16 protein-coding genes and 1 pseudogene are annotated in these 18818 nt (G+C 72.9%); 6 read left to right on the forward strand and 11 right to left on the reverse strand.

The genetic code is table 11. The annotated features are described in order from the left end of the window. Nucleotides 1-22: 22 nt before the first annotated feature. Together ABZ454_RS04015 and ABZ454_RS04020 are read right to left on the reverse strand one after the other, a co-directional pair. Entirely contained in the window at nt 23-886 is an 864-nt protein-coding gene (locus ABZ454_RS04015; protein WP_356316390.1) for an ABC transporter permease, read from the reverse strand. After that, nucleotides 876-1691, reverse strand: a complete 816-nt coding sequence (locus ABZ454_RS04020) for an ABC transporter ATP-binding protein (RefSeq protein WP_359535965.1) — start codon at nt 1689-1691, stop codon at nt 876-878. The genes ABZ454_RS04015 and ABZ454_RS04020 overlap by 11 nt, the downstream gene beginning before the upstream one ends. Before the next feature lie 219 nt (nt 1692-1910). Between ABZ454_RS04020 and ABZ454_RS04025 the strand changes: the two genes are divergently transcribed. Continuing rightward, nucleotides 1911-3509, forward strand: a complete 1599-nt coding sequence (locus ABZ454_RS04025) for a sensor histidine kinase (protein ID WP_356316385.1) — start codon at nt 1911-1913, stop codon at nt 3507-3509. Further along, on the forward strand, nt 3506-4204 hold the full coding sequence (locus tag ABZ454_RS04030; RefSeq protein WP_359535966.1) for a response regulator: 699 nt from the start codon (nt 3506-3508) through the stop codon (nt 4202-4204). The genes ABZ454_RS04025 and ABZ454_RS04030 overlap by 4 nt, the downstream gene beginning before the upstream one ends. Before the next feature lie 130 nt (nt 4205-4334). Here the strand turns inward: ABZ454_RS04030 and ABZ454_RS04035 are convergent, their stop codons facing one another. Beyond that, nucleotides 4335-5060, reverse strand: coding sequence for a hypothetical protein (locus tag ABZ454_RS04035; RefSeq protein WP_356316381.1), 726 nt, complete (start codon nt 5058-5060; stop codon nt 4335-4337). Nucleotides 5061-5310: 250 nt separating this feature from the next. Here ABZ454_RS04035 and ABZ454_RS04040 point away from each other — a divergent pair, with 250 nt between their 5' ends. Continuing rightward, a complete protein-coding gene (locus ABZ454_RS04040; protein ID WP_359535967.1) occupies nt 5311-6072 on the forward strand; it encodes an SDR family oxidoreductase in 762 nt (253 codons plus the stop codon). Nucleotides 6073-6098: 26 nt separating this feature from the next. Further along, nucleotides 6099-6434 (forward strand): annotated as a pseudogene (locus tag ABZ454_RS04045) (MerR family transcriptional regulator); the annotation flags it as partial. A 33-nt stretch (nt 6435-6467) separates the two neighbouring features. Here the strand turns inward: ABZ454_RS04045 and ABZ454_RS04050 are convergent. The 6 genes from ABZ454_RS04050 to ABZ454_RS04075 all read right to left on the reverse strand — a co-directional run bounded on the left by ABZ454_RS04050 (nt 6468) and on the right by ABZ454_RS04075 (nt 14535). Beyond that, complete coding sequence (locus ABZ454_RS04050; RefSeq protein WP_356316377.1) at nt 6468-6662, reverse strand: hypothetical protein; 195 nt, start codon at nt 6660-6662, stop codon at nt 6468-6470. A 159-nt stretch (nt 6663-6821) separates the two neighbouring features. After that, entirely contained in the window at nt 6822-7697 is an 876-nt protein-coding gene (locus ABZ454_RS04055) for a phosphatidylinositol-specific phospholipase C/glycerophosphodiester phosphodiesterase family protein (RefSeq protein ID WP_359535968.1), read from the reverse strand. Nucleotides 7698-7934: 237 nt separating this feature from the next. Next, a complete protein-coding gene (locus ABZ454_RS04060) occupies nt 7935-9053 on the reverse strand; it encodes an acyl-CoA dehydrogenase family protein (RefSeq protein ID WP_359535969.1) in 1119 nt (372 codons plus the stop codon). Beyond that, nucleotides 9050-10237: an acyl-CoA dehydrogenase family protein gene (locus ABZ454_RS04065; protein WP_359535970.1), complete on the reverse strand. Its 1188-nt coding sequence runs from the start codon at nt 10235-10237 to the stop codon at nt 9050-9052. The genes ABZ454_RS04060 and ABZ454_RS04065 overlap by 4 nt, the downstream gene beginning before the upstream one ends. Next, nucleotides 10234-11202: an NADPH:quinone oxidoreductase family protein gene (locus tag ABZ454_RS04070; protein WP_359535971.1), complete on the reverse strand. Its 969-nt coding sequence runs from the start codon at nt 11200-11202 to the stop codon at nt 10234-10236. Before ABZ454_RS04070 ends, ABZ454_RS04065 begins: the two co-directional genes overlap by 4 nt. Before the next feature lie 663 nt (nt 11203-11865). After that, complete coding sequence (locus ABZ454_RS04075) at nt 11866-14535, reverse strand: beta-N-acetylglucosaminidase domain-containing protein (protein ID WP_359535972.1); 2670 nt, start codon at nt 14533-14535, stop codon at nt 11866-11868. A 146-nt stretch (nt 14536-14681) separates the two neighbouring features. Between ABZ454_RS04075 and ABZ454_RS04080 the strand changes: the two genes are divergently transcribed. Continuing rightward, complete coding sequence (locus ABZ454_RS04080) at nt 14682-15593, forward strand: SDR family oxidoreductase (RefSeq protein WP_356316365.1); 912 nt, start codon at nt 14682-14684, stop codon at nt 15591-15593. Nucleotides 15594-15614: 21 nt separating this feature from the next. Here ABZ454_RS04080 and ABZ454_RS04085 read toward each other — a convergent pair whose 3' ends face one another. Beyond that, nucleotides 15615-16448 (reverse strand): enoyl-CoA hydratase/isomerase family protein, encoded by an 834-nt coding sequence (locus tag ABZ454_RS04085; RefSeq protein WP_359535973.1) that lies wholly within the window; start codon nt 16446-16448, stop codon nt 15615-15617. 92 nt (nt 16449-16540) lie between these two features. Next, nucleotides 16541-17272: a PIG-L deacetylase family protein gene (locus ABZ454_RS04090; RefSeq protein ID WP_359535974.1), complete on the reverse strand. Its 732-nt coding sequence runs from the start codon at nt 17270-17272 to the stop codon at nt 16541-16543. A gap of 139 nt (nt 17273-17411) precedes the next feature. Between ABZ454_RS04090 and ABZ454_RS04095 the strand changes: the two genes are divergently transcribed. Continuing rightward, entirely contained in the window at nt 17412-18809 is a 1398-nt protein-coding gene (locus tag ABZ454_RS04095) for an MBL fold metallo-hydrolase (protein ID WP_359535975.1), read from the forward strand. Nucleotides 18810-18818: the final 9 nt, after the last annotated feature.

The raw sequence follows: 18818 nt of genomic DNA on the forward strand, positions 1-18818 counted from the left end.
CGGAAGAGCGGTCCCGTGCGGGTCAGCGGGCGGTGTCCGCGTCGGCCGGCTTCCAGCGGAAGAGCTGCTTCTCCAGGAAGGTGAGCAGCCCTTCGGCGAGCAGGGCGACGATCGCGAGGATGACCATCGCCGCGTAGACGCCGGCCGAGTTGAAGGTGCCCTGGGAGGCGGCGACCAGCAGGCCCAGCCCCTTGGTCGCGCCGATGTACTCACCGACGATCGCGCCGATCAGGGCGAACCCGAAGCTGACGTGCAGGCTGGTGAAGATCCACGAGGTGGCCGACGGGACGACCACCTGAAGGGTCACCTGGCGGTTACTGGCGCCCAGGATGCGGGAGTTGGCGACGAGGTTGCGGTCGACCTCCCTCGCGCCCTGGAAGGCGTTGAAGAACACGGGGAAGAACACCAGGACCACGGCCGAGGCGACCTTGGACGCCGGGCCGAGGCCGAACCAGATCAGGAAGATCGGGGCGAGGACGATCCGGGGCAGCGCGTTGAGCACCTTGATGTACGGGCCGAGCACGTCGGCGGCGAAGCGGACGCGGCCGAGCGCGATGCCCAGGAGAACACCGGCGACGACCCCGATGACCCAGCCGAGCAGCGCCTCGTAGAGGGTGTACCAGATCTGTTCCCACAGCGAGCCCTGGGCGGTGCCGTCGGTCACCCAGATGCGGATCTGGTCCCAGATCTTCGAGGGCATCGAGAAGTTGAACGGATCGATGACGGCGGTCCTTGCCAGCCACTCCCAGAGCCCGACGACCGCGACCAGCACGGCGATCCGGCTGCCCAGCACGAGCATCCGGCGGTTACGGGCCGCCCGGGCCCGGGCGGCGGTCCGTCCGGTGGCGGTGACGGTCGTCTTCACGGTGGCGGTCTCAGGCGGCATCCGCGGCACCCCTCTCGCGCGTGATGCGGACCTCTTCGCCCAGGGAGGCCCAGATCTCGCGGTAGATGTCCAGGAACCTCGGTTCCAGCCGCACCTGTTCGACCTTGCGCGGGCGCGGCAGCCCGATCTCGAAGACCTCCTTGACGGTGGCCGGGCCCGCGGTCATCACGACGACCTTGTCGGCCAGGGCGATGGATTCCTCCAGGTCATGGGTGACGAAGACGACGGAGGCGCCCGTGCCCGCCCACAGCTCCAGCAGTTCGTCGGACATGAGGGCCCGGGTCTGCACGTCGAGCGCCGAGAACGGCTCGTCCATCAGCAGGATCTCCGGGTCGTTGACGAACGTGGCCGCCAGGGCGACCCGTTTGCGCTGCCCGCCGGAGAGCTGGTGCGGATAGCGGTCCTCGAACGAGGTCAGGCCGACCCTGGCCAGCCACGCCCGGGCGCGTTCCTTCGCCTCGGCCTTCGGCACGCCCCGGAAGCGGGGCCCGGCCATCACGTTCGACAGGACGGTCCGCCAGGGGAAGACCGCGTCCTGCTGGAAGACGAAGCCGACCTTGTCGCCGATGCCGCGCACCGGCCGGCCGGCCACCAGCACCTCCCCTTCGGTGGGCTCCTCCAGCCCGCTGATCAGGGTCAGGGTGGTCGACTTGCCGCATCCGGTCGGTCCGACCACGGCGACGAACTCGCCCCTGCCGATCGTCAGGTCCAGATCCCGTACGGCGGTGTGGAGCGCCCCCGAGGGAGTCCGGAACGCTTTGCTCGCCCCCCGCAGCTCGATGGCGGGGCTCGTTTCGCTGTTCATGGGGCGGGACGCTAGGGGCGGCCCGGCGCGGGCGGGAGCCTTGCGCCCACAACCGCGGGTTGTGCCCGTAACCCGTGGTTGTGCCCATTGTGCTCACGCCCGTACAACGAAGCGGGGACGGGGGCTAGGCAGCGGGGTCGGGTGCGATTACGTTGCGTGCACACGGAACGAATCGGAACACCGGATTCGAGGGCGGCGAACGGGCAGAGGGGCGACGGCATGCGGATCCACTGGCCCCGTCGTGTCTTCGCCCAGGTCCTGCTGACCCAGGTGGTCATCACCGCGGGCGTGGTCATGCTCGTCACCGGACTCTTCCTGGCCCCCCTCAGCCACGAGCTGGACGACCAGGCGATGCGCCGTGCCCTGTCCATCGCCCAGACCACCGCCGCCGAACCCGGGCTGGTGGACAAACTGCTGAGCTCCGAGCCCAGTCCGTCCGGACCCGTGCAGGCCGAGGCGGAGCAGATCCGGCGGGCCACCGGGGCGCTGTACATCGTGGTGATGGACACCCGGGGGGTGCGCTGGTCGCACACCGAGGCCGACCGGATCAGCCGGCATGTGTCGACCGACCCGAGCACGGCGCTGTCCGGCCGCGAGATCATGCAGATCGACAGCGGCACCCTGGGCCGCTCGGCCCGCGCCAAGGTCCCGCTGCGCGACCGGCACGGCACGGTCGTCGGGGCCGTCTCGGTGGGCATCGCGTACAAGAGCGTCCGGCAGGGGCTGCTGGGCACCATTCCGGCTCTCCTGCAGTACGCGGGCGCCGCACTGGCCGCCGGGGTACTGGCGGCCCTCGCCGTCTCCCGTCGCCTGCAGCGCAACACCCACGGTCTCGCCTTCGCCGACATCTCCTCACTCTTGGACGAGCGCGAGGCCATGCTGCACAGCATCCGTGAGGCCGTGCTGGCGCTGGACGCCCGCGGCCGGATCCGGCTGCTCAACGACGAGGCGCAGCGGCTGCTGGACCTCACCCCGGAGGCGGTGGGCCGGCCCCTGGCCGAGGTGCTGGCGCCGGGCCGTACGGCGGAGGTGCTGGCGGGCAGGGTGGACGGTGCGAATCTCCTCACGGTCTGCCGGGGGCGGGTGCTGATCGCCAATCGCATGCCGACCGGAGACGGAGGTGCGGTCGTGACGCTGCGCGACCGCACCGAGCTCGAACTCCTGGGCCGTGAACTGGACTCCACGCACGGTCTGCTCGACGCGCTCCGGGCCCAGGACCACGAGCACGCCAACCGTCTGCACACGTTGCTGGGGCTGCTGGAGCTCGGCCGCCACGAGGCCGCGGTGGAGTTCGTCACCGAGGTGGCGGACGGGCGCCGGGCCTCGGCCGAGCAGGTCGCCGAGCGCGTGAGCGACCCGCTGCTGTCGGCCCTGCTGGTGGGCAAGTCGTCCGTCGCCGCCGAACGCGGCGCGTCGCTGCGCATCTCCCCCGCCACCCGGCTGCCCGATGTCGTGGTGGACCCGCGCGATCTGGTGACGGTCCTGGGCAACCTCATCGACAACGCCCTGGACGTCGCCACGCTGGTCGAGGTGGAGCTCCTCGCCGAAGGCGCCGACGCGGTGCTGCGGGTCAGCGACAACGGCCCAGGGGTGCCGGTCGCGATGCGGGAACAGGTCTTCACGGAGGGCTGGTCCACCAAGGAGTCCCCCTCCCACCGGGAGCGGGGCCTCGGACTGGCGCTGGTGCGCCGCCTCGCCGAGCGCTACGGCGGGGTGGCCCGGATCACGGCGAGGGCCGGGGGCGGGGCGGTCTTCACCGTCGTCCTGCCCGAGGCACTCGCCGTACGGCGGTTGAGCGAAGTGGGAGAGTCGCAGTGATCGACGTTCTGGTGGTGGACGACGACTTCCGCGTGGCGGAGATCAACGCGGCGTACGTGGCCAAGGTGCCCGGGTTCCGCGTCGTCACGCGCGCGCACACGGCCGCGCAGGCCCTGTCCGTTCTGGACCGCGACCACGTGGACCTGATCCTGCTCGATCACTATCTGCCGGACCGGACGGGCCTGACGCTCGTGCGGGAGCTGCGCCGGCTCGGCCACCCGGCCGACGTCATCATGGTGACGGCCGCCCGCGATGTCGTGACCGTGCGGACGGCGATGCGGTACGGGGCGCTGCAGTATCTGGTCAAACCGTTCAGCTTCGCCGGTCTGCGTTCCAAGCTGGAGAGTTACGCGACGCTGCGCCGCACGCTGGAGGGTGTGGAGAGCCGCCGGGGCGAGGCCGGCCAGGAGCAGGTCGACCAGATCTTCGGGGCCTTGCGCACCCCGGACTCCATGCCGGGATCGGGCCTGCCCAAGGGGCATTCGGCGCCCACCGCCGACGTGATCCGCCAGGTGCTGTCGGCGGCTGCCGAACCCCTGTCCGCGCACGAGGTGGCGGCCAGGGCCGGCCTGAGCCGGTCGACCGCCCATCGCTATCTCAAGTACCTGGAGGGCGCGGGCCGGATCAGCCTCAGCCTGAAGTACGGCGACACCGGCCGGCCCGAACACCGTTACGCCTGGGCGGCGGGTGGCTGAGCGCCGCGCGGCTCCCCTCGGAGCCACCGTGTGCCGTGGACCGCCACGTGGCGTGGCGGACGCGGACGTACACCGTACGGTCGGGAGAGACGGTGAAGGGGGGCCCGCTCGTCGCCGTACGGGCGTTCCCTCAACGCCGCCCGCCGGTACGGCGGTCCAGCATCTCGCGCCTGATGGCGGCGGCCGTGGTCCTGGCCCGGTCCGGGGCGGCCCTGTGGCCGGCCTGGGCCGGCACGAAGCGGTGCTTCGGGTCTGCGCAGCGCGGACATGGGGAGTCGGTGGTGATCAGCCGTCCGTCCTCGCACCGCGGCTCGGCGCAGAGCGGCGGCCGGAGCAGTTGTTCGGCGATCTCCAAGGGCTGTCGGCGGCGCCCTTCCTCGTCCTTCTCCTGCAGCGTGTGGGACCACCGTGCGTTCCACCGCCGCTCGACCCGGTCCAGGAGTTGGCCGGGGGTGCGCCGGCCCAGTTCCCGCCGGATCAGTGCGACCAGTTCGTTCGGGTAGCGGCCGCGGAACTCCCGTACGAGCTGCGGCGGCAGCGCCTGGAGAAGGTAGCCGACCGGATCGGCCGCCGGCCGCTGCCGGCGCGAACACCGGCAGTCGCCGTCGGAGGCGACAGGCGTCCCGCAACGGCCGCACAGTCCGCGGCAGTCGCCGCAGAGCCCGTGGTCGAGCCCCTCCAGGTGCGGGGCGGGTGCCCGGCCGCACTCGCGGCAGCAGGAAGCGCAGAGTCCGCACAGGCGTTCGCTGCCGACGACGGTCGCCCAGGGACGCTGCTGGCACCGGCAGCAGCGGCCGCTGTTGCAGTGTTCGTGATGGACCGCACCCGGATCGCGTCCGGGACGAGGAAATGACATGGCTGCGCTCTCCGGGGCCTGTTCGGTGCGATACCCGGCGGCCGTTGCCGCGCCGGACGGGGCCGCGGTCCGACCCGCCCCGCGCCCCACCGGACCGTTGCACACCCGCATGCCGATGGTCCCCGGCCGGCCGCATCAGGTACGGGGCTGATCGGCGTGATCACCATTCGGTGCTGAGCGGGACCGATCATGAGCGAGGGAACGCCGCTGTTTGACCTTGCCGTTGGCGGCAGGGTTGCACGATCACGGCATGAACAGCAGCTCAGCAGCGCCCGTCAGCAGGATCGTCGCCGTCACCGGAGCCGGAACCGGTATCGGCCGTGCCACCGCCCGCGCCTTCGCCGCCGAGGGGGCCACCGTGCTCGCCGTCGGCCGGCGGCCCGGACCGCTCGGCGAGACCGCCGCCGGCGACGACCGGATCGTGCCGCTGGTCGCCGACGTCACCGGCCCCGGCGAGCCCGAGCGCATCGTGCGCTTCGCGCGGGACACGTACGGCCGGCTCGATGTGCTGGTCAACAACGCCGCCGTGGTCCACAGTGGCGCTCTCGGCACCCTCTCCGCCGAAAGGATCGAGCCGCAGATCGCCACCAACCTGGTCGCGCCCGTGCTGCTCTCCCAGGCCGCACTGCCCCTGCTGGAGGCTGCCGGCGGGGTCATCGTGAACGTCAGCACGTCGATCGGGCAACGGGCCTGGCCCGGCAGTTCCGTCTACGCGGCGACCAAGACAGCCCTGGAACTGCTCACCCGCAGCTGGGCGGTCGAGCTCGCCCCGCGTGGCATCCGCGTGGTGGCGGTCGCCCCCGGCGCGATCGTCACACCGATCGGGGAGCACCAGGGGCTGACCCCTCAGCAGCTGACAGCACTGCGCGCATGGCAACTGGCGCACACACCACTGGGCCGGCTCGGCAGGCCGGAGGACGTGGCCCACTCGATCATCCATCTCGCTTCACGGGACGCCTCGTTCGTCACCGGTGTGATTCTCCCGGTCGACGGTGGCGCGGTGGTGGCGTGATAGGACTGCGCGCGGGGGTGGTGGGAGTGCTGATCGGTGAACTCGCCGAGGCGACCGGCACGACCGCGCGTGCGGTGCGCCACTACGAGCAGGCCGGGCTGATCTCCTCGCGGCGGGCGGCCAACGGATACCGCGTGTACGAGGAGCGGACGGTGGTCCGGGTCCGCAACATCCGTCATCTGCTGGCCGCCGGGCTCACGTTGGACGACGTTCAGCTGTTCCTGCCCTGCCTGGACGGCGATGTCGTCGCGGCCGCGCCCTCGGAGCGGGGGCTGCGGGTCGCCCGTGAGCGGCTGGCCGTCCTGGAGGCGCGGATCGCCGCCCAGACGGCGGCGAGGGACCGGCTGGCCACGGCGCTGCGGACACTGTCCGGTGGTGCCGGTACGGCGACGCGGTCAGGGCTTGATGCTGCTGACGACGTCCGCGGTGGCCGTGATGCCCTCCTGGATGGTGGGGGCCATGCTCGTGCCCGCGAGGAAGAACCCGAGGAGGGCGCAGACCAGGGCGTGCGAGATCTTCAGCCCGCCGTTGCGGAGGAAGATCACCGCAAGGATCAGCAGAAGCAGCACCAGTGAGATCGAAATGGCCATGGCCAACCTCCTTCGCCGCGCCGGAATTGCGGCATTCGCCGTCAGTTTGGCGGAGCGAAGGAGCCGTCCGGCGCACTGGCGTGTCCGCCAAACGGGTACGGATACGGCGCACCCGCCGGACGGGCACGACTCAGGTCCCGCCCCGGGGCGGGGTTCGGCTCACCGCGAACGCCGGTCCTGGGTACGGAGGAAGCGGGCGAGTCCCACCAGGTCGTCGGTGTTGAGGTGGTCCACCCCCGCCGCCAGCAGCTCGGCCCAGACCGCTTCGCGCTCGGGGCCCGGTGCGTCGGGCGTGGCCCAGAAGCGCACGCGTTGTCCCCCGCGGTGCGCGGCGGCGGTGATCGCCCGCAGGGCGTCCCGTTCGGCGGGCGGGACGGGACCGGCGCCGTACCAGCTGAACGTGCCGGTCCAACTGCTGCTGATGAGGGGGATGAAGGAGGCCGTGGCCGCGGTGCCGAGGTCGTCCAGCCTGCCGTCGTAGAAGGCGTACCGGGTGCGCTGGGCCTCCATCGGGGCACGGGCGGCCCGGTCGCCCGAGACGACGGCGGTGACGGCTCCGGGCCGCACCCGGCCGTGCCGGTACGAGGTCAGCATCGCGCGGTGGTCCCGGAGTTGCCGGTCGAGTTCCGCGTAGGCGGCGGCGCCGTCCGTCTTGATGTCGATCAGCAGCTGCACGGGTGTGCGGTCACCGCGGAACACGGTCCCGTGGTTGGCCCGGACCCGGGCGAGGAGTGGATCGAGGTAGAGCGCGGAGAGGGTCCGGGCGGGGTCGAGGTCGGTGGCCTCGTGGGCGACGAGCAGTTCGCCGTCCACGAGGAAGATGTCGGCCTCGACGCTGGTGAATCCCTGTGCCAGGGCGTCGTGGAGGGGGCGCGGGTGCAGATAGTCGTTGTGCGCGTGCGCCCTGGGCAGCGGCCGGGGGCCCCGGGGGCGCGGGGCTTCGCTCGCGGTGGCCGTCCGAAGGGGTACGAAGGTGCCCGCGGCCGCGGTGGCCAGTGCGGTGGTGACGACGCGGCGGCGGGTGGGGAACGCCATGGGATCTCCCGGTTGCGAGGCGTGCAGGACGGGCGGACGCGACCGAGTATGAAAGGGCCGCGCCTGAACCGGGGTGCTGACGAGGAGAGTTGTCTCGTTCGCCGCCCGTCCGTCGGCCCACGTTCCGCCCGCCGTGGCCGGATCCGTACGAAACCGCACGCCCCCGGCCCGGGGGCGCCGCACGACGGAGCGGGGGTGCGTGGACACGCACCCCCGCTCCGGATCCGGCCGGCTGCGCTACGGCGCGGGCAGCTCCATCAGGGCGGCCACGGTCTCGCGGTGCCGGCCCGCCGTGCCGAAGGCGGTCGCGTCGGCCTTGGCCCGCTTCAGGTACAGGTGCGCGGGGTGCTCCCAGGTCATCCCGATGCCGCCGTGCAACTGGACGCACTCCTCCGCCGCGTGGACGGCGACCCTGGAGCAGTACGCCTGCGCCACGGCCACGGCCAACGGCGCCTCGGGGCTGCCCGTCGCCAGCGCGTCGGCGGCGTTCCGCGCGGCTGCCCGCGCCGAGACCACCTCCAGCCAGAGCTGCGCCATGCGGTGCTTGAGGGACTGGAAGGAACCGACCGGGCGGTTGAACTGATGGCGCTCCCGGGTGTGCCGGACCGTCTCGGTGAGGCACCACTCGGCGAGTCCGAGCTGCTCCGAGGCGAGCAGTCCGGCACCGGCCAGCAGCCCCCGGTCCACCGCGGCCCGGGCCGCCCCGGCGTCCGCGAGGCGGGTGCCGGTGGCGCCGGTGAAGGTCACGGTGGCGAGCGGGCGGGTGAGGTCGAGCGGGACGAGGGGCTGGACCGTGACACCGGTCGCGTCCGCGTCGACCGCGTACAGGCCGTCGGTGGTGGGGACCAGCAGCACGTCGGCGGCGGCCGCGTCGGCGACCGGCCCGAGTGTTCCGTCGAGGGTGCCGCTCACCACCGGCGTGCCGGACGCCGCGGCGGAGAAGGGCACGGCGAGCACCGCGACCTTGCGGCCCGCGGCCAGGTCGGCGAGCAGTGCGCCCACCGGTCCGTCACCCGCGCCGAGCGCCAGGAGCGTCTCGGTGGCGACGACGGAGCTGGTCAGGTAGGGCGCCGGGGCGACACTGCGTCCGAGTTCCTCGATGACGACGGCGGCTTCGCGGTGAGTGGCGCCCTGTCCGCCGAGCTTCTCGGGAACCAGCAGGCCGGCGGCGCCGATGTCGGTGGCGAGGGCCTTCCAGAGCTGCGGGTCGTACGGCGTGTCGGCCTCGGTGCGGGCGATCACCGTCGGCGCGTCGGCCCGGTCGGCGAGCAGGGAGCGGACCGCGGCCCGCAGATCCTCCTCCGCCTCCGAGTACAGCAGGTCGGGCGCCTGGCTCGGTTCGGTCTGTGCGGTCATCGGGACAGGTCCTTCCAGGCGACGTCCTTGTCGTTGCGCGGCTCGGCGGGCAGGCCCAGCACGCGTTCGGCGACGATGTTGAGCAGTACCTCGCTCGTGCCGCCCTCGATGGAGTTGCCCTTGGAGCGGAGGTAGCGGTAGCCGGCGTCACGCCCGGTGAAGTCGACGAGTTCCGGGCGGCGCATGGTCCAGTCGCTGTACAGCAGACCTTCGTCGCCGAGGAGTTCGACTTCGAGGCCGCTGATCTCCTGGTTGAGGCGGGCGAAGGCGAGTTTCATTCCGGAGCCCTCGGGTCCCGGCTGTCCGGCGACGAGCTGCTGGCGCAGGCGCTCGCCGGCGAGACGGGCGACCTCGGCCTCGACCCAGAGGGTCAGCAGGCGCTGGTGGAGGTCGTGGGTGCGCAGTTCGGGGCGTTCGCGCCAGGTCCGGGCGACGGGGCCGATCATGCCGCCCTCGCGCGGGATGCGGGACCCTCCGATGGAGACGCGCTCGTTCATCAGGGTCGTCTGCGCGACCTTCCAGCCTTCGCCGACCGCGCCGAGCCGGCGGCTGTCGGGGATGCGGACGCCGGTGAGGAAGACCTCGTTGAACTCGGCCTCGCCGGTGATCTGACGCAGGGGCCGCACCTCGACGCCGGGGTCGGTCATGTCGCAGACGAAGTAGGTAATGCCGCGGTGCTTGGGGACCTCGGGGTCGGTGCGGGCGATGAGAATCGCCCAGCGCGCCACATGGGCGCTGGACGTCCAGACCTTCTGCCCGTCGACGACCCACTCGTCCCCGTCGCGCACGGCACGGGTGCCGAGGGCGGCCAGGTCCGAGCCGGCGCCCGGCTCGCTGAAGAGCTGGCACCAGACCTCCTCGCCGACCCAGAGGGGGCGCAGGAAGCGCTGCTTCTGCTCGTCCGTGCCGAAGCCGAGGACGGTCGGGGCGGCCATGCCGAGGCCGATGCCGATCCGGCGGGGGTCGTTGTCCGGAGCGTCGGCCGCGGCGAGTTCGGCGTCGACGACGGGCTGGAGGGAGCGGGGGGCGTCCAGCCCGCCGAGTCCGGCCGGATAGTGCACCCAGGCGAGACCGGCGTCGAAGCGCGCCTTGAGGAAGTCCGTGCGGGCGGTGGTGGCCGGGGGGTGCTCGGCGAGCAGTTCGCGGGTGCGGCGGCGCAGTTCGGCGGCGTCCGGGGCGGTCATCGGGCGGCTCCTGACGGAAGGACGACGATGCGGCCGGTGCTGGTGCCGTCGGCGACGCGCTGGACGGCGGCCGCTGCCCCGTCCATCGCGACCCGCTCGCTGATCAGCGGCTTGACGATGCCCTGGGCGGCGAGCCGGGTGAGTTCTTCGTGGCAGTCGCGGACCGCCTGCGGGTCCTTCGTGTTGTACAGGCCCCAGTGGAGACCGAGGACCGAGTAGTTCTTCACCAGGGCGTGGTTGAGGCCCGGGGTGGGGATGACGCCGCTCGCGAAGCCGACGACGATCACCCGGCCCTCGAAGGCGATGCACTTCACGGACTTGGCGTACGCGTCTCCGCCGACCGGGTCGTACACCACGTCGGCGCCCCGGCCGCCGGTGAACTCCTTGACCGCGGCGACGATGTCCTCGGTACGCCGGTCGATGACGAGGTCGCAGCCGAGTTCGGCGGCGGCCTTGGCCTTCTCGGGGCCTCCGGCCACACCGATGACGGTGGCACCGGCGGCCTTGCCGAGCTGGACGGCCGCACTGCCGACCCCGCCTGCGGCGGCGTGGACGAGAAGGGTCTCACCGGCCTGGAGGCGCGCCCTGCGGTGCAGTCCGAACCAGCCCGTCTGGTAGCCGATGTGCAGGGCGGCCGCCTCGGCGTCGTCCAGGGCCTCGGGCGCCGGCAGCAGGGCCGCCTCGTCCACGACGACGTACTGGGCGAGGCCACCGTTCGGCAGGGCTGGGGTGGCGAGCACCCGGCGCCCGTCCTCGGTCCTGCCGCAGATCTCCACCCCGGGCGTGAAGGGCAACGGGGGCCGCACCTGGTACTGGCCGCGGCAGAGCAGCGCGTCGGGGAAGTTGATGTTCGCCGCGAGCACTTCGATGAGCACCTGCCCGTCGCCGGGCGTCGGCCGGTCCACTTCTTCGAGCCGCATCACCTCGCTCGGCTCGCCGTTCCGGTGCACTCGCCATGCCTGCATGAGGGGCCTCCACAACACTGTCGGCATTACCACTGCTCCGGGGCATACTAAGCGGTCGCTTGCTCCTGTGGGAACAACCCGCGGGTGACCGATTCGGCCGTGCGTCGGCAGGGGCGGGTGCGCGGCCCGGCCCCAGGAGGGACGCCGGCGGCGCGTCCGGGAGCCGGGTGGACGCGGATGCGGACCGCTCGTCGTGCCCGAGCGCAGCCGGTCCCGGGCGTGACTCCCTGGTTCCGGGGTCCCTTTCGGGCTCTCCCTTTCGGGCAGCCCGTCGGTCGATGCCCGGCCCGGTCACCCGGAAGTGATCACGAGGGGCGTCCCCTCGGGCCGGGGAGGAGCCGTGCGAGCGGGACCTGGCCCGGTGCGCCCGTCGGCACGGAGCCCATGAGCCGGATGCCGACGCGGTCGGCGTGGGCTCCGCCTCGCGGCACCGGCCGCGCGGAACCGCAGACCGTGCGGGCGACATGACGGAGCACCCCTCAGGACCGCGCATGAGGGGCGGTGCCGGGCCGAAACCGGCGGCACGTCGGTCTTCACGACCCGGTGGGGGCCGTGAAGACCGACGTCGCCGATCGAGGTGCGTGCCGCCGCCTGGCTGCCGTCGGGCCAGGGCAAGCGGCCCGCACCGGCCGGGCGGACCGGTCGGTACGGACGCGCCTGCCGCTACTTCCCGACCACCACCTCCGCGATCCGGGGCGCCGCGGAGCCCGCGTGCCAGGCCAGTCGCACCGCGTCGGCGCTCCGGCCCGCCGCGTCGATCCTCGTGTACGGACCGTCGAGCGTGCCTATGGTCCGCCAGCTCCCGTCCGCGCCGCGCAACTGGATGTCGGCCGCGGCCACGGACCCGGCCGGCTGGAGGACGGTGACCGCCCCGACCGCACGCGTGCCGACGAGACCCACCTGCAGCGACTCGCCCGCCTCGGGCGCGCGCTCGGCCCGGTACACGCTGGCCGGATCACCGTCGGCCGCCGAACGCAGCACCGATCCGGCGGCGGCCGGCGGGTTGCCCGTGATCTCGCCGTCCGTCGACGCCACGTGGAACTCCCGTACGACGAGCCAGCTGTTCTGGCCGGCGGTCGCCCTGGCCCGCACGTAGCGGGCCTCGGTGCCGGCGGGCACGGCGGCGGTGACGTCCGGCCGGCCGGAGAACTCGGTGAGCCGCGTCCAGTTCTGTCCGTCGGCGGAGTACTCGAGCACCCCCGCGTGGAGGTAGTCGTCGGTGCTGCCGGGCTTGGCCATCGCGAGGGTGACCCCGCTGATGTCCCTCGCCTCCCCCAGGTCCACGGTGAGCTGGTCGCCCGCGGCGGGCGCCCCGTCGCTCCAGAAGTAGGTGGAGTCGTCGCCGTCGAGCATCCTGGCAAGGGTGTTGCTCTGGTAGGTGCCGAGGCTCGTCGAGGCCGTCGGCCGGCCGCTCACGCCGAGGATCCGGTCGTGCTCGGCGGTGGCCGCCTCGATGAACCCGTCCAGCTTCCCGTCCCCCACGAGAACCGGAACCTTGCGCCCGTCGAGCCCGGTGTACGTGAAGGACTCGGCGCGCTCGACCTGAGCGGGCAGCTGCTGGCGGAGCTCCCAGGCCTGGGCGCCCTTCCCGGCACGGGCCGCCTCGACCATGCGCAGGGCGGTGCCGGCCGCGGTCGCCCAGGACTCGGTGGCGTCCAGCCAGGGACCCGAGTCGTCGATGAAGCCCCGGTCCGGGAGGTCCGCGCGCAGCCGGGCGGGGGTGGCGCCGAGTGCGGCGAGTACGGAGGTGAGCCGCTCGGCGTCACCGGACTGCCAGTAGCGGGCGAACTCCGCGGAAAGCTCCGGGGCCTTGTCGGTGTTGAGCGCCGAACTGTAGTTGACGTCCGCGAAGGCGCGCAGCGCCCGCTCGGTGCGGGGGTCGCCGCCCGCGTACTCCTTGAGCCCCCTGCCCCACGAGGTGCGCGGGTCGTACGCCCCGTCGTTCCACGCGTAGTCCGCGACGGTGTACAGCGAGAGCTTCGAGGCGTACGGCTGGATCATCGGGTTGGCGGTGATTCCGGCCAGCCGGCCCGGCAGTCCCTTCTCCCGGCCGTTGAACGGTCCGAGCAGCAGCCGGTTGGTCGCGTAGTCGTTCACCGGGTAGTTGTCCCAGGTCAGGATGGGGTGCCCGAACACCTTCCGGGCCGCGTCGGCCTGGGCGACCGTCATGGTCGGGGCGACCACGCCCACACCGGTCCACTCGACGAGGACGTCCGGGTCGAGCTGCTCGGAGAGGGCCGTCTTGTACGGGGAGGGAGCCACGTTGTAGTACTCGGTCGGGACCATCTGGAGCGGCTCGGCGCCGGGGTGGGTGGCGATGAACTCCTGGTTGACGCGGTTCAGCAGATACGCCTGCGCGGCGCCCGCCGCACCGCCGCCGGTCCCCCATTTCGCCTTGTCCGCGTCACAGTTCCAGTTGGTGTAGCTGATGTCGTCGAGCGGCACCGCGAAGGTGCGCACCCCGATGTCCCAGATCGTTCGGAACTTGTCGACGAGCGCCCGCACGTCCGCGTCGGAGCTGTAGCAGACCGACAGGCCGGGCGAGAGGGCGTAGGTGAACTCCACGTGCCGCTGGACCGCCCGGTCGGTGAGGTCCTTGATCTGCGCCAACCGGTCGGCGGGGTACGCATCGCGCCACTTCTCCCGGAGGTAGGCGTCGTCCTTGGGCGAGTACACGTAGATGTTCATCTTGTGCTCGCCGTAGTAGTCCAGCTGGTCCAGGCGGGCCTCGTGGGACCACGGGGTGCCGTAGAAGCCCTCGATGACACCGCGCAACGCGGTGCCGGGCCAGTCGCGCACCGCGAGGCCTGCGACCTTGCCGCCCGGCTGCCGCCGCTGCGGGAGGACCTGGCGCAGCGTCTGCGCGGCGTAGTAGGTGCCGGTGGTGTCCTTGCCGGCGAGGACGATACGGCCCGCCCCGATACCGAGGACGTACCCGTCGGCGGGCAGCTCGGAGGGTCCTTCCAGCTTCTGGGCGGCGAGTGCGCCGGCATCGCCGACGTGGACGTTGAGGCCGTGCGCGGCCGGCCGGCCGGCGCGGACGACCCGCTGCGCACCGGCGTCGCGCAGGGCCGCCGTCACCACGTCGAGCGTCGGCCCGTCGACCGTCCCCCCGGCGACGAGGGTGACGGTGGGGGTGATCGTGATCCGGTCCTGCCGGTTCTCGACGGACTGCGGGGTGGGGGTGATGGGCGGGGTGTCCTGGGCCTTGGCCGGGGGGCCGTCCGGCCTGCCGCCGGCTGCCTGAGCGGCGGGCCCGGTGGCCAGCAGACCACCGACGATCAGGGCCGCCGACGTGGCGATCGCGGTGAGGCGGGGTGGGCGAGGCGTCACAGATCCTCCATGGGTCACTCAAGTCACCAGAGTCGCGCAACACAACAACACTGAATTCAACAGTCTGGCGCTTACATGTCAATGGTCTGGACAACATCAGTGCGCGGACCTGGCCTTTTGTCTCTGGAGACGGTATTCATGCAGCCATGACGGAGAGCGTGCACACCCGCGGACTCCCCGCTCCTCCCCCGCTGGGGGCGAGCGCGTTACCGGCCGGCACGTACGACGGGAGCGTGGTGCTGGTGACCGGCGGCGGCTCGGGGCTCGGCAAGGCCGTCGCCGCGGAGTTCGCCCGGTTGGGAGCGGATCTGGTGCTCGTCGGCCGGAACGCCGGGCGGCTGGCCGCCGCCCGGGAGGAGTTGGCGCCCCTGACGGGCGGCCGGGTCCTGACCGTCCCGGGCGACATCCGGGACCCGGACAGGATCACGGAGGTGTTCGACGCGGCCGGGGCCGAACTGGGGCCGCCCGACGTGCTCGTCAACAACGCGGCGGCCAACTTCCCCTCCCCCGCCGAGGACCTGTCACCCAACGCCTGGCGGGCGGTGCTCGACATCACCCTGACCGGGACCTGGTTCATGACCCGGGAGTTCGGACGGCGTCACCTCGCGGCCGGGACCGCGGGGTCGATCGTGTGCGTCGGCGCCTCGTACGCCTGGACGGGCGGCCCCGGACACGCGCACTCCGCGGCCGCTAAGGCCGGGGTGAAGAACCTGGTCGAGACCCTCGCCGTGGAGTGGGGACCGTACGGGATCCGCGTCAACGGGCTGGTGCCGGGGCTGATGCCGCACGAGGACATGAGCGACGACATCCGCGGCGGTCTGGCCCTGGCCGGCGGCCGGGAACTCGGCGCGCGGCAGCCCGCGCTCCGGGTGGGCCTGCCGCGTGAACTCGGCTGGGCCGCGACGTTCCTGGCCTCGCCGTACGCCGCGTTCGTCTCCGGCCATTCACTGGTGGTCGACGGGGCGAACTGGCAGCGGCGCTCGCTGGTCGCACCGCCCGTGGTGCCGGTGCGCGAACAGCTGGGCCGCGGGCCCTTCACCCTGCCCGGCGCCGAATGAGCCGGGCCACGGAGAAGCGGATCAGAGCCCGTCGAAGCGCGGCGGGCGGCGGGCCGCCTTCGCGGCATAGCCCTCCGCCGCGTCCTGCGAGGTGAGGGTCAGGGCGGCGGCCAGGGCGGTGCGGTCCAGCGCCTCACCGAGACCGGCGTCCGCATAGGCGTCGACGGAGCGCTTGATGTGACGCACGGCGAGGGGAGCGTTCCCCGCGACGGCCTCGGCGGCGGTCCGTGCGGCCTCCTCCAGCTCCCCGAGGGGGGTGACGGCCTGGAGGAGGCCGATCCGCTCCGCGGTCGCCGCGTCGATCCGGCGGCCGGTGAGCGCGAGGTACTTCGCCCAGCCCGCTCCCGCCTCACGGGCGATCCGCAGGTCGCCGCCGGCGTCGACCGCCACTCCGATCCCCGCCTCGGGCAACGCGAACACGGCGTTGTCGGCGGCGATCCGGATGTCCGCCATGAGGGCGAGTTCGAAGCCGAATCCGAGGCAGTAGCCCTGCACGGCGGCGATCACCGGCTGCGGAAGCCCGGCGAACGCGGCGAAGCGTTCGTGCGCCCAGCGGATGCCCTCGTAGTAGCGCTGGGTGCGCTCGGCACCGGTGCGGCCCGTGATGTCGCCGCCGGGCGCGGTGACGTCGATCCCGGCACAGAAGGCCCGGCCCTCGCCTCGCAGCAGGACCGCCCGGACCGAGTCGTCGAAGCGCAGCCGGTCGGCCATGATGCCGAGCTGCCTGCTGGACTCCCAGCTCCAGCCGTTGAGCTGCTCCGGCCTGCACAGGGTCAGCAGGCCCACGCCGTTCTCCGTCCGGAGCGTGATCCGCTCCTGGCCGGGCGGGATGTCGTGGTCCGAGATGTCGATCACGACCGCCCCTCCGTCGGCTGACGCTCCGTCAGCTCTGGTCCCGGGGCACAGCGTACGGCGACCTGCCCCCAGGGGCCAGGGCTCGTCCGTGCTCAGCGCGCGAAGAGCTCGAACATGACCGCCGGACGGCCCCCGAAACGCTCTGCGGACGCCTGCGCGTTGCCGGTGAGGAAGGTGCGGCAGTACGCCTCGGGGTCCTCGTCCGTGAGGACTTCGATGTAGGTGCGGTGGGCCAGGAGCGACCGCACGGACCGTTCGAGGCCGGCCGTCGCGTCGACGGCGTGCGTGGGCGTGGACGATCCGGCCACGGCCACCCAGCGCACGCCGCCCCACGGATCGAGGCCCTGCTCGGTCAGCTCCGGGAAGATCCAGCGGTTGCCGGCGTCGGCCGCCGCGTCCAGCGTGGCCCGGCCGACGGCACGGTGGTCGGGGGTGTTCCAGGCGACACCGCCCCAGGTGTCACGGTGGTTCATCGTGATCACCAGTTCCGGCCGGTGGCGGCGGACGGCCGCCGCGATGTCGCGGCGCAGGCCGACGCCGTACTCGATCACTCCGTCGTGGTGGTCGAGGAACTCGACCTTGGACACCCCGACGACCGCGGCGCTCGCGCGCTGCTCCTGCTCGCGCAGCGGCGCGCACCTCTCCGGTTCGAGCGTGTCGATCCCGGCCTCACCCCGGGTGGCGAGGAGGTAGGTGATGTCACGCCCGTCGTCGGTCCACCCGGCGACGGCGGCCGCGCAGCCGTACTCCAGGTCGTCGGGGTGAGCGACGACAGCGAGGGCGCGCTGCCAGTCCGTGGGCATGGGTTCCAGCTGCTCCGTCATGTCGGCAGGCTAACCGGCCCGGCCGTGCGGGGCGCTGTGTCGCGCACGCCTCACTCGACTCGACAATACCCCCGGGGGTATCAATGTTAACCTCGGTAGAAATACCCCCGGGGGTACATCCTTACGGAAGGAGCGTGTCGTGTTCTTCGTCGACACCATCGAGACACCGGGCCTCGGCAACCGCAGTTACCTGGCGGGAGGGGCGCGGTCCGCCGTGGTGGTGGACCCGCCTCGCGACATGGACCGGGTCATCGCGGCGGCCGCGGTGCGCGGGGTCCGGATCGTCGCGGTCGCCGAGACGCATCTCCACAACGACTACGTGACCGGCGGACTCGAACTGGCGCGCGTCACCGGCGCCGCGTACCTGGTACCCGCCGCCGCGGCCGTGTCCTTCGCCCGGACCCCGGTGGCCGACGGCGACACCGCACCGGTCGACGGGGATCTCGCGCTGCGCGCGCTGGCCACCCCGGGGCACACCCCGCACCACATGGCGTACGTCCTGGAGGAGGACGGCCACGCCGTGGCCGCGTTCACCGGCGGCTCGCTGCTGATCGGCGGTGTGGGCCGGCCCGATCTGGTGGAGCCCCGGCTGACCGGCGCGCTGGCACGGGCCCAGTACACCTCCGTGCGGCGGCTCGCCGACGAGTTGGACGACGCGGTCGAGGTGCTGCCGACGCACGGCTTCGGCAGCTTCTGTTCCTCCTCCCGCGCCGAGGGGACCTCGTCGACCATCGGCGCGGAGCGGATACGCAACGCCGCCCTGGTCGAGGACGTGGACACCTTCGTCGCCGGACTGCTGGCCGGACTGGACGACGTGCCCGCGTACTACGCGCACATGGGCCCCGTGAACGCGGCCGGCCCGCCCTCCATCGACCTGACACCCCCGGCGCGGGCCGAGGCGCCGGACATCGCCCGGCGGCTCGCGGCCGGCGAGTGGGTGGTCGACCTGCGCAGCCGGGTGGCGTTCGCGAAGGGGCATGTGGCCGGATCGTTCAACTTCGAGGGCGAGGGACAGCTCGCGACCTACCTGGCCTGGCTGATCCCCTGGGGCAGGCCGGTCACGCTGCTCGCGGGCACGGCCGATGAACTGGCTCACGCACAGCGCGAACTGGCCCGGGTGGGCGTCGGCCGGCCGGTGGCCGCGGCCACCGGCGGTCCGGAGGCGTGGGTGAGCGGACCGGAGGAGCTCCGGACCTTCCCCAGAGCCTCCTTCGCGGACCTGGCGTCGGCGCGGGAGCGGGGCGAGGACCTCGTCGTTCTCGACGTCCGGCGCACCGCCGAGCGCGGCGACGGCGCGATCACCGGCTCCGTACACATCCCGGTGCACGCGTTGCCCGGTCGCCTGGACGAGGTGCCGCCGGGAGTGGTGTGGGTGCACTGCGCGGGCGGCATGCGGGCGGCGATCGCCGCCTCGCTGCTGGACGCCGCGGGCCGGGAGGTCGTGGCGGTGGACGACGGCTTCGACGCCGCCACCGCGGCCGGCCTGACCGTGAGCGCGCCTCGCTCCCCCACGGGTCCGGGACCCGCGGCCGCCTGACGGCGAGGC

This window comes from Streptomyces sp. NPDC005803, from assembly GCF_040630435.1.
In the GTDB taxonomy this organism is placed as follows: domain Bacteria; phylum Actinomycetota; class Actinomycetes; order Streptomycetales; family Streptomycetaceae; genus Streptomyces.